This window comes from Ralstonia sp. 25C, from assembly GCF_051904805.1.
Taxonomy (GTDB): Bacteria; Pseudomonadota; Gammaproteobacteria; order Burkholderiales; family Burkholderiaceae; genus Ralstonia.
In genome coordinates this window covers 563,204-578,422 of sequence record NZ_CP196737.1, presented here as the reverse complement: position 1 = coordinate 578,422, position 15,219 = coordinate 563,204, and the positions used below count along the sequence as shown (strand labels likewise).

At 64.6% G+C, this 15,219-nt stretch carries 18 protein-coding genes; 11 read left to right on the top strand and 7 right to left on the bottom strand.

Annotated features, from left to right (window positions below; all coding sequences use genetic code 11):
* Positions 1-19: 19 nt before the first annotated feature.
* From ACS7SF_RS02600 to ftsB, 6 genes are all read left to right on the top strand, one after another.
* A complete protein-coding gene (locus ACS7SF_RS02600; protein ID WP_439891551.1) occupies positions 20-841 on the top strand; it encodes an alpha/beta fold hydrolase in 822 nt (273 codons plus the stop codon).
* Positions 842-931: 90 nt separating this feature from the next.
* Positions 932-2,596 carry a CTP synthase gene (locus ACS7SF_RS02595; RefSeq protein WP_439891550.1) on the top strand — a complete coding sequence of 555 codons (1,665 nt, stop codon included), beginning with the start codon at positions 932-934 and terminating at the stop codon, positions 2,594-2,596.
* A gap of 23 nt (positions 2,597-2,619) precedes the next feature.
* Positions 2,620-3,474, top strand: a complete 855-nt coding sequence (gene kdsA / locus ACS7SF_RS02590) for a 3-deoxy-8-phosphooctulonate synthase (RefSeq protein ID WP_439891549.1) — start codon at positions 2,620-2,622, stop codon at positions 3,472-3,474.
* Positions 3,475-3,560: 86 nt separating this feature from the next.
* The gene (locus tag ACS7SF_RS02585) at positions 3,561-3,851 is read left to right on the top strand and encodes a DUF1330 domain-containing protein (protein WP_439891548.1); all 291 of its coding nucleotides are present in this window, start codon (positions 3,561-3,563) and stop codon (positions 3,849-3,851) included.
* Positions 3,852-3,905: 54 nt separating this feature from the next.
* Positions 3,906-5,189, top strand: coding sequence for a phosphopyruvate hydratase (eno, locus tag ACS7SF_RS02580; RefSeq protein WP_048934213.1), 1,284 nt, complete (start codon positions 3,906-3,908; stop codon positions 5,187-5,189).
* A gap of 91 nt (positions 5,190-5,280) precedes the next feature.
* Positions 5,281-5,616, top strand: coding sequence for a cell division protein FtsB (gene ftsB / locus ACS7SF_RS02575; protein WP_439891547.1), 336 nt, complete (start codon positions 5,281-5,283; stop codon positions 5,614-5,616).
* A gap of 58 nt (positions 5,617-5,674) precedes the next feature.
* Here ftsB and ACS7SF_RS02570 read toward each other — a convergent pair whose 3' ends face one another.
* The 3 genes from ACS7SF_RS02570 to ACS7SF_RS02560 all read right to left on the bottom strand — a co-directional run bounded on the left by ACS7SF_RS02570 (position 5,675) and on the right by ACS7SF_RS02560 (position 7,721).
* Complete coding sequence (locus ACS7SF_RS02570; RefSeq protein WP_439891546.1) at positions 5,675-6,079, bottom strand: hypothetical protein; 405 nt, start codon at positions 6,077-6,079, stop codon at positions 5,675-5,677.
* Positions 6,080-6,183: 104 nt separating this feature from the next.
* Complete coding sequence (locus ACS7SF_RS02565; protein WP_439891545.1) at positions 6,184-7,197, bottom strand: Hsp33 family molecular chaperone HslO; 1,014 nt, start codon at positions 7,195-7,197, stop codon at positions 6,184-6,186.
* On the bottom strand, positions 7,194-7,721 hold the full coding sequence (locus ACS7SF_RS02560; RefSeq protein ID WP_021194083.1) for a gamma carbonic anhydrase family protein: 528 nt from the start codon (positions 7,719-7,721) through the stop codon (positions 7,194-7,196). Before ACS7SF_RS02560 ends, ACS7SF_RS02565 begins: the two co-directional genes overlap by 4 nt.
* A gap of 89 nt (positions 7,722-7,810) precedes the next feature.
* Between ACS7SF_RS02560 and ACS7SF_RS02555 the strand changes: the two genes are divergently transcribed.
* On the top strand, positions 7,811-8,680 hold the full coding sequence (locus ACS7SF_RS02555) for a ferritin-like domain-containing protein (RefSeq protein WP_439891544.1): 870 nt from the start codon (positions 7,811-7,813) through the stop codon (positions 8,678-8,680).
* A gap of 83 nt (positions 8,681-8,763) precedes the next feature.
* Positions 8,764-9,681, top strand: coding sequence for an alpha/beta fold hydrolase (locus tag ACS7SF_RS02550; protein ID WP_439891543.1), 918 nt, complete (start codon positions 8,764-8,766; stop codon positions 9,679-9,681).
* A gap of 10 nt (positions 9,682-9,691) precedes the next feature.
* Here ACS7SF_RS02550 and ACS7SF_RS02545 read toward each other — a convergent pair whose 3' ends face one another.
* Genes ACS7SF_RS02545 through ACS7SF_RS02530 form a run of 4 tightly spaced genes read right to left on the bottom strand, consistent with a single transcriptional unit; the run spans position 9,692 to position 12,823 of the window.
* Entirely contained in the window at positions 9,692-10,081 is a 390-nt protein-coding gene (locus tag ACS7SF_RS02545) for a thiol-disulfide oxidoreductase DCC family protein (protein ID WP_439891542.1), read from the bottom strand.
* Positions 10,078-10,620: a DUF4166 domain-containing protein gene (locus tag ACS7SF_RS02540; protein ID WP_439891541.1), complete on the bottom strand. Its 543-nt coding sequence runs from the start codon at positions 10,618-10,620 to the stop codon at positions 10,078-10,080. Before ACS7SF_RS02540 ends, ACS7SF_RS02545 begins: the two co-directional genes overlap by 4 nt.
* On the bottom strand, positions 10,617-11,747 hold the full coding sequence (locus tag ACS7SF_RS02535; RefSeq protein WP_439891540.1) for a saccharopine dehydrogenase family protein: 1,131 nt from the start codon (positions 11,745-11,747) through the stop codon (positions 10,617-10,619). The genes ACS7SF_RS02540 and ACS7SF_RS02535 overlap by 4 nt, the downstream gene beginning before the upstream one ends.
* The gene (locus ACS7SF_RS02530) at positions 11,744-12,823 is read right to left on the bottom strand and encodes an NAD(P)/FAD-dependent oxidoreductase (RefSeq protein ID WP_439891539.1); all 1,080 of its coding nucleotides are present in this window, start codon (positions 12,821-12,823) and stop codon (positions 11,744-11,746) included. The genes ACS7SF_RS02535 and ACS7SF_RS02530 overlap by 4 nt, the downstream gene beginning before the upstream one ends.
* A 151-nt stretch (positions 12,824-12,974) precedes the next feature.
* Between ACS7SF_RS02530 and ACS7SF_RS02525 the strand changes: the two genes are divergently transcribed.
* Genes ACS7SF_RS02525 through ACS7SF_RS02515 form a run of 3 tightly spaced genes read left to right on the top strand, consistent with a single transcriptional unit; the run spans position 12,975 to position 15,216 of the window.
* Complete coding sequence (locus ACS7SF_RS02525; RefSeq protein WP_439891538.1) at positions 12,975-13,835, top strand: 3',5'-nucleoside bisphosphate phosphatase; 861 nt, start codon at positions 12,975-12,977, stop codon at positions 13,833-13,835.
* Positions 13,836-13,872: 37 nt separating this feature from the next.
* Positions 13,873-14,496 (top strand): L-threonylcarbamoyladenylate synthase, encoded by a 624-nt coding sequence (locus tag ACS7SF_RS02520; protein ID WP_439891537.1) that lies wholly within the window; start codon positions 13,873-13,875, stop codon positions 14,494-14,496.
* A gap of 54 nt (positions 14,497-14,550) precedes the next feature.
* Positions 14,551-15,216, top strand: a complete 666-nt coding sequence (locus ACS7SF_RS02515; RefSeq protein WP_439891536.1) for a site-2 protease family protein — start codon at positions 14,551-14,553, stop codon at positions 15,214-15,216.
* Positions 15,217-15,219 lie beyond the last annotated feature (3 nt).

The window sequence follows — 15,219 nt, the reverse complement described above, 5'->3', positions numbered from 1 at the left end:
ACCGCCCAGGAGCCGCCCGATGCGCGATGTGATGCTGTTCTCCCATGCCAACGGCTTCCCGGTCGGCACGTATCGCAAGATGCTGGGCGTGCTGAACGACACATTCGATATTCGCGCGGTAGAGCGCTTTGGTCATGACCCGCGCTTTCCGGTCACGCATGCGTGGCCGGGGCTCGTCAAGGAACTGCTGGCCGAGATTGACGCTCAGCCCGAGCCGGTCTGGCTGGTCGGCCATTCACTCGGTGGTTTTTTAAGCCTGATGGCCGCGTTGCGGCGTCCTGAACATGTGCGTGGCGTGGTGATGCTGGACTCGCCGGTGATTGCCGGTTGGCGCGCCAAGCTCCTGCGCGTGGCGCAATGGTTGGATATCGATGACCGCCAGTCGCCGGCGGCATCGACCAAGAACCGGCGCAATCTGTGGCCGGATCTCGATTCCGTGTGGAGCCACTTCAAAGCCAAGAAAAAATTCGATCGTTGGGACGAAGACGTGCTGCGGGATTACGTGCAACACGGCACCGAGCCCACGGGCCGTGATGGTGAGCGCACGCTGCGCTTCTCGCGCGAGGTCGAATACGAGATCTACCGCACTTTGCCGACCAACATGGGCCGTAAAGTGGCTGGCGGCACGCCGTTTCCGGTCAGCTTCATTGCTGGCACGCGCTCGCGGGAGATCCGTCAGGTCGGCTTGGGCGCGACTCGCCGCCTGGTCGGCAGCCGGCTGCGCTGGATCGAAGGCAGCCATCTGTATCCCATGGAAAAGCCGCTGGAAACCGCCGCACTGATCCGCCAGATGATCAACGAAATGCGCGCCAACGCAGGCGCCATGCGGCACGCTGCCTGAACGAGCGCGCCTGCGGCAAATTCCACCGATCTGTCACGGATGGGGCAGAGCACCTTTGGTATAATCCGGCTTTCCTCGGCAAGCTAGGTCATGACCAAGTTCGTATTCGTTACCGGTGGCGTAGTGTCCTCACTCGGCAAGGGCATCGCCGCCGCCTCGCTCGCGGCCATTCTCGAGTCGCGCGGCCTCAAAGTCACCCTCCTCAAACTCGATCCCTACATCAACGTCGACCCGGGCACCATGAGCCCGCTGCAGCACGGCGAGGTGTTTGTGACCGAAGACGGCGCAGAAACCGACCTCGATCTTGGCCACTACGAGCGCTTCGTCTCGGCCAAGATGCGCAAGTCGAACAACTTCACCACCGGCCAGGTTTATGAATCCGTGATCCGCAAGGAGCGTCGCGGCGAGTACCTCGGCAAGACGGTGCAGGTCATTCCGCACATCACCAACGAAATCCAGGCGTTCATCGAGCGCGGCGCTGCCGCCTCGCACGACGGCAAGGCCGATGTGGCGATCGTGGAAATTGGCGGTACGGTGGGCGACATTGAATCGCTGCCGTTCCTGGAAGCCGCACGTCAGATGAGCCTGCGCCTGGGTCGTAACCAGGCTGCGTTCATTCACTTGACGCTGGTGCCGTTCATCGCCAGCGCTGGCGAGCTCAAGACCAAGCCGACCCAGCACTCGGTGCAGAAGCTGCGCGAGATTGGCGTGCAGCCGACCGCGCTGCTGTGCCGTGCCGACCGTCCGATCCCCGACGATGAGCGCGCGAAGATTTCGCTCTTCGCCAACATGCCGCAAGACGCGGTCATCTCGGTGTGGGACGTCGACACCATCTACAAGATCCCGCAGATGCTCAACGAGCAGGGGCTGGATCGCATCATCTGCGAAGAGCTGCGCATCGACGCGCCGCCGGCGGACCTGTCGGTGTGGGCCCACATGGTGCACACGCTGGAGAACCCGCAGCACGAGATCACCATCGGCATGGTCGGCAAGTATGTCGACTTGACCGAGTCGTACAAGTCGCTGATCGAGGCGCTGCGCCACGCCGGCCTGCACACCTCGACGCGCGTCAACATCGAGTACATCGATTCCGAAGAGTTGGAGTCGGGCCACATGGACGTGCTCAAGTCGCTGGACGCGATCCTGGTGCCGGGCGGTTTCGGCAAGCGCGGTACGGAAGGCAAGATTCGCGCGATCCAATACGCTCGTGAGAAGGGCGTGCCGTACCTAGGCATCTGCCTGGGGATGCAGTTGGCCGTGATCGAATTCGCCCGCCACCTGGCTGGCATGACGGACGCCAACAGCACGGAATTCAACGACGCCACCGAGCATCCGGTGGTCGCCCTCATCACCGAATGGCTGGATCGTGATGGCGCGGTGGAAAAGCGTTCGGCCGACTCGGACATGGGCGGCACCATGCGCCTGGGTTCGCAGCGCGTGCCGGTGCAGTCGGGTACCAAGGCAGCGACGATCTATGGCGCGGAAGTCAACGAGCGCCATCGCCATCGCTACGAGGTGAACAACCACTACGTGCCGCAGCTGGAAAAGGCCGGGATGATCATCTCGGCGCGCACGCCGTCGGAAAACCTGCCGGAAATGATGGAGCTGCCGGCGTCGATGCACCCGTGGTTCGTTGGCGTGCAGTTCCACCCGGAATTCACCTCGACGCCGCGTGATGGCCACCCGCTGTTCAAGGCCTACGTGGAAGCCGCGCTGGCCCATCACCAGCAGACTACGCAACGCGCGGTCGCTTAAAGCGACAAGCGCACGGGAACATCATGAAACTCTGCGATTTCGAAGTCGGCCTCGACAAACCGTTCTTCCTGATTGCCGGCACGTGCGTGATCGAATCCGAGCAGATGGCGATCGACACCGCCGGCACGCTCAAGGAGATCACGGGTGCGCTGGGCATTCCGTTCATCTACAAGTCGTCGTTCGACAAGGCGAACCGCTCGTCGGACACGTCGTTCCGTGGTCTGGGCATGGAAGAGGGCCTGCGCATCCTGGCGGAAGTCCGTCGCCAGGTGGGCGTGCCGGTGCTGACTGACATCCACGAGATCGACGAGATCAAGCCGGTGGCGGAAGTCGTGGACGTCCTGCAGACGCCGGCCTTCCTGTGCCGCCAGACCGATTTCATCCGCGCCTGTGCGCAGAGCGGCAAGCCCGTCAACATCAAGAAGGGCCAGTTCCTCGCGCCGCACGACATGAAGAACGTCATCGACAAAGCGCGTCACGCTGCCCGCGATGCCGGTCTGCCGGAAGACAACTTCATGGCCTGCGAACGCGGTGCCTCGTTCGGCTACAACAACCTCGTGTCGGACATGCGCTCGCTGGCGATCATGCGCGAGACGGGTGCTCCGGTGGTGTTTGACGCCACGCACTCGGTGCAGTTGCCGGGCGGTCAGGGCACCAGTTCGGGCGGTCAGCGTGAATTTGTGCCGGTGCTGGCCCGTGCGGCCATTGCCACGGGCGTGTCGGGCGTGTTCATGGAAACGCATCCGGACCCGGCCTGCGCCAAATCAGACGGCCCGAATGCCGTGCCGCTGCGCCGCATGAAAGACTTGCTGTCAGTACTGAAAGAACTGGATGCGCTCACCAAGCGCAGCGGTTTCCTGGAAAATCAGTTCGACTGATTGACTGATCCCAACCCGACCGGCGGCAGCGTAGGTAACACACACCCGCTGCCGTCGTCGTTTGTTGCTGCTTCGGAGAGAGACACATGGCCGCTGGCTACATCCTCGCGTACGTCAACGTGACGGACCCCGTGCAATACGAGCAATACAAGGTGCTGTCGACCAAGGCCTTTCAGGCCCACGGCGCCGAGCCGCTGGTGCGTGGCGGCAAGACCGAATCGCTGGAAGGCGAGTGGAACCCCACCCGGGTGGTGGTGCTCAAGTTCCCGAGCTACGACGCCGCCAAGGCCTTCTACGACAGCGAAGAATACCTGGCCGCACGCGATGCGCGTGCCAAGGCCGCAAAGATGAACATGATCGTGGTTGAAGGCGTCTGACGGGCGTTTCGACTTCGTTGCATTACCTGCTTTAAAAGACCAAGAGGGATTTTCATGAGTGCCATCGTAGATATCATCGGTCGCGAAGTGCTGGACTCGCGCGGCAACCCCACCGTCGAATGCGACGTGCTGCTGGAATCGGGCGTGATGGGCCGCGCCGCGGTGCCGTCGGGCGCCTCCACCGGCTCGCGCGAAGCCATCGAACTGCGTGACGGCGACAAGTCGCGCTACCTGGGCAAGGGCGTGCTGAAGGCCGTCGAGCACATCAACACCGAAATCTCCGAGGCCATCATGGGCCTGGACGCTTCGGAACAGGCCTTCCTGGACCGCACCCTGATCGACCTGGACGGCACCGAGAACAAGAGCCGCCTGGGCGCCAACGCCATGCTGGCCGTGTCGATGGCCGTGGCCAAGGCTGCCGCTGAAGAAGCTGGCCTGCCGCTGTACCGCTACTTCGGTGGTTCGGGCGCGATGCAGATGCCGGTGCCAATGATGAACATCGTCAACGGTGGCGCACACGCCAACAACAGCCTGGACATCCAGGAATTCATGGTGATGCCGGTTGGCCAGCCGAGCTTCCGCGAAGCCCTGCGCTGCGGCGCCGAGATCTTCCACGCACTGAAGAAGATCCTGGCCGACAAGGGCATGAGCACCGCCGTGGGTGACGAAGGCGGTTTCGCACCGAACTTCGCCAGCAACGAAGAGTGCCTGAACACCATCCTGTCGGCCATCGAGCAGGCTGGCTACAAGGCCGGTGAAGACGTGCTGCTGGCGCTGGATTGCGCCGCGTCCGAGTTCTACAAGGATGGCAAGTACCACCTGGAAGGTGAAGGCCTGCAACTGTCGTCGGAAGACTTCGCCAACTACCTGGCGAACCTGGCCGACAAGTTCCCGATCGTGTCGATCGAAGACGGCATGCACGAGAGCGACTGGGCTGGCTGGAAGGCCCTGACCGACAAGCTCGGCAAGAAGGTGCAACTGGTGGGCGACGACCTGTTCGTCACCAACACCAAGATCCTGAAGGAAGGCATCGAGAAGGGCATCGCCAACTCGATCCTCATCAAGATCAACCAGATCGGTACGCTGACCGAAACGTTCGCCGCCATCGAGATGGCCAAGCGCGCCGGCTACACCGCCGTGATCTCGCACCGCTCGGGCGAGACGGAAGACAGCACCATCGCTGACATCGCCGTCGGCACGAACGCTGGCCAGATCAAGACGGGCTCGCTGTCGCGCTCGGACCGCATGGCCAAGTACAACCAGCTGCTGCGCATCGAAGAGGACCTGGGTGATATCGCCAGCTACCCGGGCAAGTCGGCGTTCTATAACCTGCGATAATCCCTCGCAGTTTCGCCTCATGTGACTGTGCGACCGCCGCTCTGGCGGTCGCGTGGCATTTGGGGCCCGAGTACCGCCAACGCTTGTCCCTATGCGCCTGATTACGCTGTTTCTGCTGCTGTTGTTGCTTGCCATCCAGTACCCGCTCTGGCTGGGCAAGGGCGGCTGGCTGCGCGTGTGGGACATGCAGAAACAGGTGACCGCGCAGAATCAGCGCAACGCTGAACTGAAGCAGCGCAACACCAAGCTCGAAGGCGAGGTGAAGGACCTGAAGGAAGGCACGGGCGCCATCGAAGAGCGCGCGCGCTATGAGCTTGGGATGGTGAAGGACGACGAAGGCTTCGTGCAGTTTGTCGCGCCGGCGCCGAAGACCAGCCAAACGCCGCTGCCACCGCCGCCGCCTGCGGGCCAGCAGGCTCATCACTGAGTCTGTCAAGCGAACGCGTCACGGATGACGCGCTCGTTTTCAAAACAATTTCCCCGATTTACCAGTAGTACGGATAGCCCCAGACAGGCGCACCGTAGCTCACACCCCAGCCACCATGGTGGCGCCACCCGCTGCCGTAGTAGACCGAATAGCTCCCGTAGTACGGATAGGGTGCGTAGTAGGGCGTTGCCGCATAGGCGCGTGCCTCGGCATCACGCTTGACGGCCTGGTCGGATTCACGCAGCGCCTTGGCGTTCAGCTCGTCCAGTTTTTTTCGGTCTTCCGCTGACAGCGGGGCCGCTGCGGCCGATTGCGTGTCGGCTGGCAAGCGCGCGGTGTAAGGCGTGCCGCCCGGGCCACGTGGCACGGCGACGCAGGCAGACGCCAGCAATGTCACCACGACGGGCAATGCCAGCGCGCCAATGCGGGACAGATTCAACGACTGGAAGGTGGAGTCAGACATGATGCGCTCCGCAGTAAGCGGCAGATGACGAAACCGGCGACTTAGAGCGCGGGCGGCACCCTGAAGTGCCGCGCGCCATGCATCTTCATACTATGTCGCGGCGTTCAATGGCGCTGTTCCGATGCGCCCTGAATACCCTGCGCGACGGTGTCCTGCGCGAACAGCTGTGCACAGTCCACCGCGTCGAAGCTGTAGTGTTGGCCGCAGAACTCGCAGTCGATCTCCACCTTGTCGCGCTCTTCCAGAATGCTCTTGACCTCGGCTTGGCCGAGCGTACGCAGCATGGCGCCCACGCGCAGGCGCGAGCACGAGCAGCGGAAGTGCGGGTTCAGCGGTTCGAACATGCGGATGCCTGCGGCTTCCATTTCTTCCCAATACAAGCGCTTGATCAGGGTGTCGATGGGCTGTTCGAGCAGTTCGTCGCGGCGCAGGGTTTTGCCGAGCTGGCAGACGCGTTCCCACGTGTCGAGGTCCTGTTCCTGCACGTCCTTGTGCAGCGGCTGGCCGGTTTCGCCAACTTGCGCTGGCGTATTGCCCGGTCGGCCTTCCATGGCCCCGCCATACGAAGGCAGACGCTGCAGCAGCATGCCCGAGGCAGCCTTGGTGTCAGCGGCGAGCCACAGGCGCGTATCGAGCTGTTCGGAACTCTGCATGTAGTGCTCGAGCACCTCGGTGATGGTGGCGAGCGGCCCGTTTTCGTCCGCCAGGGGCACGATGCCCTGATACGGCTGCTGACCCGGCAGCTTGTCTTGCGGATCGAGCGTGATGGCAAAGCGGCCGTGGCCGTGTACGTTGACCATCTCGGCAAGCGTGGCATCGTCGGCAATCTCGGTGCCTTCGGCGATCTTGGCGGTGGCGCGCATCGACAGGTCGGAGTTGCACTCCACGACCAGCATGCGCACCGGGCCATCGCCGTGCAGCTGCATGACCAGCGCGCCATTGAACTTCAGGTTGGCCGACAACAGCGCCGCGGCGGCCATCATCTCGCCCAGCAGCGTTTGCACCGGGGCGGGGTAGCGGCGACGGCGCAGCACCTCTTGCCAGGTGCCTTCCAGGCGCACCAGTTCACCGCGCACGGGCGCAGCGTCGAATACAAATTTCTTCAGCTCGTCAGTCATCCATCAATCCGTTTCAGTTGCTGCTTGTACATCGCCTGGCGCACGGCATACGTCTCCGTATTCAGGTGCATCTTGGCGATGTCGTCTTCCGTCAGTTTGCGCACGGCCTTGGCGGGTGCGCCCAGGATGAGCGTGCCGTCTTCGAAGACCTTGCCTTCGGTGACGATCGCCCCCGCACCCACCAGGCAGTTCTTGCCGATCACCGCGCGATTGAGCACCACCGCCTGGATGCCGATCAGCGAGCCTTCGCCGATGGTGCAGCCGTGCAGCATGGCCTGGTGGCCGATCGTCACGCGGTCGCCGATGTTCAGCGGGCAGCCCGGGTCGGTATGCAGCACCGAGCCTTCCTGCACGTTGCTGGCCTCGCCCACCGTGATCGGCTCGTTGTCCCCGCGGATGACGGCGCCCGGCCACACGCTGGCGCGTGCCTTGAGCTCCACGCGGCCGATCACGGTCGCTTCAGGGGCCACGTAGGCGTTTTCGTCAATGGTCGGGGCAACGTCGCCGAGTTGGTAGAGGGCCATGCGATCGGTCTCCAGAATCTGTCTAGATGGGGAAATTGCGCGCGTCTTCAAGCCTGCCGGGCGGGGCGCGGCCGACACGTCGATTTAAAATGGCGGAAAGCCAGAATTGTACGCCGATGACCGCTACACAGCCTTCCCACCAGCCGCCCACCGACTCCTTGCGCCATGCCGCGTTGGCTGCCTTGTGCCTGACCGATCCTGCCGCCAAGGTTGACGCCACATTGCGCCTGGGCGAAAGCGCCCAGCACGCTGACGACGCGAGCTGGGGCATCGAACAGGCGATCGCAGCACCGGACAGCGGCGTCCCGGGCCGGCCAGAAGCGCCGGTGCTTGTGCCGCCGTCCCAGGTTCCGCGTCGGCGTGCGATCGATACGCCGCGTGGGCGCGCCGCGCTGCTGCATGCGCTGGCGCATATCGAATTCAACGCCATCAACCTTGCACTCGATGCGGTGTGGCGTTTTGCCGGCATGCCGGTCGCCTTCTATCAGGACTGGATGCGCGTGGCAGCTGAAGAGGCGACGCATTTCTCGCTGCTGTCTGCGCACCTGGCCACGCTCGATTGCCGTTACGGCGATCACCCAGCCCACGACGGCCTCTGGCAGATGACCGAAAAGACTGCCGCCGATCCGCTTGCACGTATGGCCCTGGTGCCGCGCACGCTGGAGGCGCGTGGGCTTGATGCTTCGCCGCCGATTCGCGCCAAGCTGGCACAGGCCGGCGACATGGCGGCCGCCGGCATCCTCGACATCATCCTGCGCGACGAGATTGGCCACGTGGCGGTCGGTAACCGCTGGTACCGGTGGCTGTGCGAGCGGGCGGGGCTTGATCCAGTGCCAACGTATCGCCAGTTGGCCGAGCAATACGGTGCGCCACGGCTGCGCGGGCCGTTCAATCTCGACGCCCGCCGTCAGGCCGGTTTTGACGACGACGAGATTGCCGCGCTGGAAGCCTCGTTCTAAGCGCCACGGCGTTGCCCGCTCGCCGCTATAATCGTCGGAAAAAGAACGATCGTTCGATTTCTATTTGTTCGGTGACGGAAACCATGGACTCCACCTCGCAGCCGGCCGCGCGCCAAGCTTCCCGCTCCACCTACCTGCATGTGCGCGGCCTGCGCTATCACATCCGCGAATGGGGCGAGCCCGGTGCGCCGATCCTGTTCCTGTTCCACGGGTGGATGGATGTGTCGGCGTCGTTCCAGTTTCTCGTCGATGCGCTGCGTGAGCGTTGGCATATCGTGGCGCCGGACTGGCGCGGCTATGGCCAGTCGGCCCGGTTGACGGATGCTCCCGGTGTCGAAAGCTACTGGTTTGCCGACTACGTGGCCGATCTCGAAGCCATCATCGACCACTATCAGCCCGAAGGGCAGGTGACGCTGGTCGGCCACAGCCTGGGTGCCAACGTGGTGTGTCTGTATGCGGGCATCCGGCCCGAGCGCGTGCAGCGCGTGGTGGATCTGGAGGGATTCGGCATGTCGGCATCGAAGGCGTCGCAGGCGCCGCGCCGCTATGCACGCTGGCTCGATGAGCTGAAGGACAAGCCGCGCCTGAACACCTACGCCACCGTCGAAGACGTTGCCGCGCGCCTGCAGAAGACCAACCCGCGCTTGCCTGCAGACAAGGCCGCGTTCCTGGCGCAGCACTGGTCGAGCCAGAACGCCGAGGGCCGCTGGGAAATCCTCGGCGATCCGGCGCACAAGATCATCAATCCGCAGCTCTATCGGCTGGACGAGGTGATGGAGATCTGGCGCCGCGTCACCGCGCCGGTGCTGCATGTCGAGGCGGTCGATTCGCCCACGCTGAAGGCGATTGCGGGCGATGTGCCGCTGCCTGAGTTCAAGGCGCGCTTTGCCGCGTTTCCTGATTTTCGTGAGGTGCTGATTGCGGATGCCGGCCACATGCTGCATCACGATCAGCCCGAACAGGTCGCTGCGCTGATCGAGGAATTCTGTCTCCAGCGCTGAGCTGCAACGCTCAGTCCAGAAACCGCTGTGCCGCGCCCGGCGGCGGCAGGATGCAGGTGTCTGACCGCCCAAACCATCGATAGCGGTTGCGCGCGACGCAGCGGTAAAGCGCGTCGCGCAACGGCACCGGGATCAACCAGCCGACCCACGCCAGCCGCCACGGCCAGCCAAGCACATGCAGGACGCGCAGCACGGCAGCGCTCTCGCGCCACGCATGGCCGCCTCGCACGAACAGCACGGTGTTCACGTCATCCGGATTCACGCCAGCTTGCTCGAGCAGTTGCTGCCCCGTCTTGCCTTGCATGGACGCGAAGCGCAGCACGCCTTGCCGATCGTGTCGCAACAGAAACTGGATAGAGCCGCTGCACAGCAGGCAGTGCGCATCGTAGACGACGATCATTTGCGCTCCAGCGTTGTCAGGTCCAGGTAGCCGCGATAGGCGGCAACGACGCCCAGCAGCGGCACGCTGGCGCGGATGTTGAAGTGGAAGCGATCACCGCTGCCGGTTTCTTCGGCCAATACGTCAGGCCGCAGCCAGGCAGGGCAGGGGATGCCGAGGAAGCGCAAGCCCTCCAGGCGCATCTGCAGCACGCCGCGCTCCGCTTCCAGCGCAAAGAACAGACGCACCGCGCCGAGCCGTTCCATGATGCGCCCCTGATGCAGCGACAACGTCGAACGCATCGTCTGGCGCGGGAAATGGCGCGTCCAGGTCTCCTGCTGTGGCGTGGCGTCGAGTGTGAAGCGGATCGGGCCGCGTGTTGGTGTACGTGGCGTGCGGATGCACCATGCGAGCCCGCGCGCCAGACGCGACGCAGGCGGTTCGGTCTCGACCTCGCCGTGCAGCACGACCCGCCCTGCAATGCGGTGGAACGCCTGCACCGCCGGTGCCAGTTCCGCGTACTGCGCGCCGAGGATGGTTTCGTAGAGCGAGGCGGTCATGCGTGCGCTTCTTGCATCGTGATCGCCAAGCCGTCGGTTTCGCGCGCAAAGTCGTCCAAGGTCAGCAGGCCGACGCAGGGCATGGCGCCGCGTCGCGGCAACGTCCCTTCCAGAAAGCGGCGAACCAATGCGGCAGCGGCCAGTGTCGGCACGTACGGGCCGTCACCGCGAAGGGCGATCAAGTGCCACAAGCGTGAGCGCGATGTGCCGTCCGCCAGCAGCCCGTCGACGCGCAGATGCATGCCGCCCGCGTCCGAGCCCCAGTTCTCGAACCAGTCGGACGCCGCCTTCAGCCAGCGCGTGTGTCGTGCCCAGTTGTTGACCAGCCCCGCGCGCGCCAGCGCGGCCATCACGTTCATGCCGCGATGCAGGAAGCGCAGTTCCAGTCCCGCGCCGAAGCGCACATGCGGCGTTCCCGGATAGCGTTGAGGAAACAGCGCCAGATCCGGCACGTCACACGGCGACATCAACCGCTCACCCACGGGCGCCGGGTAGGTGTGGCGCCATGTGCCGCTCCAGCCGAAGACTGGCTCGCCCGCGCCCGCAGATGCCAGCGGCTTGCCGCAATACGTCAGGATCGCCTGGATGGTCAACAGCCCACGCTCCGTGCGGTTGCCAGGGCTCATGCCGATATCAATGGATTGCACCGAGGTCATGTCGCGCGTCAGGTGGTCAACGGCCGCACCCGATAGCGCTGGCACCGAACTCGCGCCGCTGACGACCAGTACATCGGCTTGCTTGGCCGCCGCGTCCAGCGTGGCAATGTCCTGCACAAACGCGCGCCCATCGGCCAAGTCGATGTAGTGCACGCCCGCGGAGATACATGCGCGCGCGACGTGGTAGTCCTGACCTTGGAACGGTCCACCGGTATGGATCAGCAGGTCCGGGACAAGCGTGCGCAGCGACTGATCGAAATTGGGAGCATGGATGTCGATGGCCTCGGCGCGCAGGGTGGCACGCGCCTTCGGTTGCAAGGTGGCGACCAAGGCTTGCGCTTGCGGCAACGATCGACCGGCAATCGTCACTGTCAGCGAGTCGTGGGCTGATAGCCGCTCGATCAGCCTTTGCCCAAAAAAGCCGTAGCCGCCGATGACAACGACGTGCATGTCATGCAGCGGTGCGGTCATTCCGCGGCCACATGCAGCTTCGTCTGTAGCCCCGCATCGTTGCTCGAATGCGTATGCACGAGCGTTTTGTCCGGATTCGCGTAGCGGTAAGCGCGGCGCAGCGCCATGGCCACTTCATGGAAGCCCGACAGAATCAACTTCTGCTTGTTCGGATACAGCGCGATATCGCCCGCTGCGAACACGCCTTGGCGCGAGGTCTCATACGCCGTGGTTTCCACGGTGATGCGGCCTGCGCGCATCTCCACGCCCCAGTTGGCGATCGGGCCTGGCTCCGACACCAAGCCGTATAGCGCGATCAATTCATCGCCGGGCAGGGCAGTTTCGCCATCGCGTCCGCGAATGGCCACGCCGGTGAGTGTGCCGTCGGGCGTGCTGTCCAAACGGGAAACCATGCCGAGCACGAAATCCATCTCGCCGGCGGCCACGGCTGCGCGCATTTCGGCGACGCTCGCATCGGCCGCGCGAAAGCCCTCTCGCCGATGCACCAGCGTCACGCGCGCCGCCACCTTGCGCAATGCCAGCGCCCAGTCGAGCGCGGAATCCCCGCCGCCGGCGATGACGACGCGCTTGCCAGCAAAACGGGCCGTGTCGCGCACGGCGTAGTGCAGGTGGCGGCCTTCCAGTGCGGCGGCTTCGGGCAGCGATACGCGCTGTGGCGTGAAGGCGCCGTTCCCTGCAGTGATGAGCACGGCAGCGCAGTCGAATACGTCACCGGCGCTCGTGGTCACGCGGAAGCGCTGGCTGTGCTCGGCTTGCAGCGTTTCAACGGTTTCCGCGCGGCGGTTGCACAGAATGGGGTAGTTGAACGGCGCGCACTGCGCCAGCAGCCGGTCGACGAGTTCCTGCGCGGTGCACGACACCAGCGCGGGGATGTCGTAGATCGGCTTTTCCGGATACAGCTCGGTGCATTGGCCGCCGGGGCGGTCCAGCGCATCGACCAGTACGCACGACAGCCCCAGCACGCCGGCCTGAAACGCCGCAAACAGACCCACTGGCCCCGCGCCCACGACAAGTACGTCGATGCGTTGCGCGATGGGCGGGGCGGATTCAGCGGGGAGGGTTGCGGCGGAAGTCATGACAAAGCGTAGGGAACGAAACAATGGGCGCACTATAGCGTGCAGCAACCGGCGCGCCGCGAACACCGCCACGGGCAGTCGGGTCTTCCCGGGGCCGTCTGGTCGTGGGGTGAGCGCCCCCGGTGACGCGCCGCAGCAGTAAAATGATGGAATGCCAAACATCTCCACCGCCTCCGCCCGAAACGCCGATCTGCACTGCCATTCCACAGTGTCCGACGGCATGCTTGCGCCCCAAGAGGTGGCGGCGCGTGCCGCCGCCCACGGTGTGACGCTCTGGGCGCTGACCGATCACGATGAAGTGGGTGGCCAAGCCGCCGCGCGCGAGGCTGCCACATCGCTTGGCATGGCCTATCTGCCGGGCGTGGAAATCTCCGTCACCTGGGCAGGGCGCACCCTGCACATCGTTGGCCTGGGCATCGATCCGGAGAACGCCGATCTGGTGCAGGGGCTCGAACGCACCCGCTCCGGCCGCTGCGCCCGTGCGGAGGACATCAGCGCTGCCCTGGCCAAACTCGGCATCGAAGGTGCGTATGAAGGCGCGCTGCGCTATGCCGGCAATCCCGACATGGTCTCGCGCACGCACTTCGCGCGCTTCCTGGTGGAGCACGGCCACTGCAGCGATATCTCCGAGGTGTTCGACCGCTACCTCGGTGACGGCAAACCGGGCTACGTGCCGCATCGCTGGGCGCGCCTGGCTGACGCGATCGGCTGGATCAAAGGCGCAGGCGGTGTCGCGGTGATGGCGCATCCGGGGCGGTACACGCTCTCGCTCGTGGAGCACAGTGCGCTGTTCGACGAATTCAAGGATTTGGGCGGGGCGGGCGTTGAAGTGGTGACCGGCAGCCACACGCCCGATCAATACGCCCTGTATGCCGACGTGGCCCGCCGCTACGGCCTGCTGGCGTCGCGCGGGTCCGATTTCCATGGCCCCGGTGAAGGCCGCATCGAACTGGGCGAATTGCCGCCGCTGCCTGACAACCTCACGCCGGTGTGGAGCCGGTGGATGTCGTAGGTTTTCGTACCGTACCTCGTACCCACCCGCGCCCCGCATGTCCCAGTTCTTCCAGATCCACCCGACCACGCCGCAAGGACGCCTGATCCGCCAAGCGTCCGACATCATCCGCGCTGGGGGCTTGGTCGCGCTGCCTACGGATTCTTGCTACGCGCTTGCCTGCCACCTGGACGACAAAGCGGCCGTCGAGCGCCTGCGCCGCGTACGCGGCATCGACGAGAAACACCACCTCACGCTGATGTGCCGGGATTTGTCCGAGCTGGCCACGTTTGCGCGCGTCGACAACAAGCAGTATCGCGTGCTGAAGGCGGCCACCCCTGGCCCGTTCGTGTTTCTGCTGGAAGCCACCAAGGAAGTGCCGCGCCGGCTCTCGCACCCGTCGCGCAAGACCATCGGCCTGCGCGTGCCCGAACACCCGATCCCGTTGGCGCTGATGGCCGAGCTGGGTGAGCCGCTACTGTCGGCCACGCTGCAGCTGCCCGGCGACGACGAGCCGCTGAACGAGGCCGAGGCCATCCGCGGACGGCTGGAAAAACAGCTCGAACTCGTCATCGATGGCGGCCCAGCGCCAGCCGAACCCACCACCGTCATCGACCTGACCGGCGGCGAGCCAGAGCTCGTGCGCCGGGGCCGGGGCGATCCGGCCCGCGTGGGCCTGTAAGCATGCGTTGGCGGCCGGCGGCCGGCCGCGCGCGCTTGCTACAATAGCCCGCCTATGGACCCCACCCTGATCCAGAACATCGCGGTTTACGCGATTCCCGTCCTGTTTGCCATCACGCTGCACGAGGCGGCGCATGGCTATGTCGCCAAGCATTTCGGCGACGATACGGCCTATGTCATGGGCCGTATCAGCATCAATCCGCTGCGGCACATCGATCCAATCGGCACGATCGCGATGCCGCTGCTGCTGTATTTCGCCACCAGTGGCGCCTTCGTCTTCGGCTATGCGAAGCCGGTGCCAGTGCGCTTCGGCCGTCTGCGGGATCCGCGCTGGCACGGCATGTGGGTGGCGTTGGCCGGGCCGGCCACCAACTTTGTTCAGGCGATCCTCTGGGGTGTGCTGGCGGTGCTGTTTGCCGTGGGCGGCGTGAATGAGCCCTTCCTGATTGGCATGGCGCGCGCCGGCATTCTGGTGAACATGGTGATGGCCGCGTTCAACATGTTCCCGCTGCCGCCGCTCGACGGCGGGCGCGTGCTCTCGGCGCTTCTGCCGCCGCGCGCCGCGCTGGCGCTGTCGCGCATCGAACCGTTTGGCTTCTTTATCGTGATGGCGTTGATCATTTCCAACGTCATCACCAACGTCTGGATGCGCCCGATCATGGCGCTGCTGTTTCACATGCTGCAGTGGATTCTGAGTCCGCTGCAGATGCTGTTTTCCTGAATT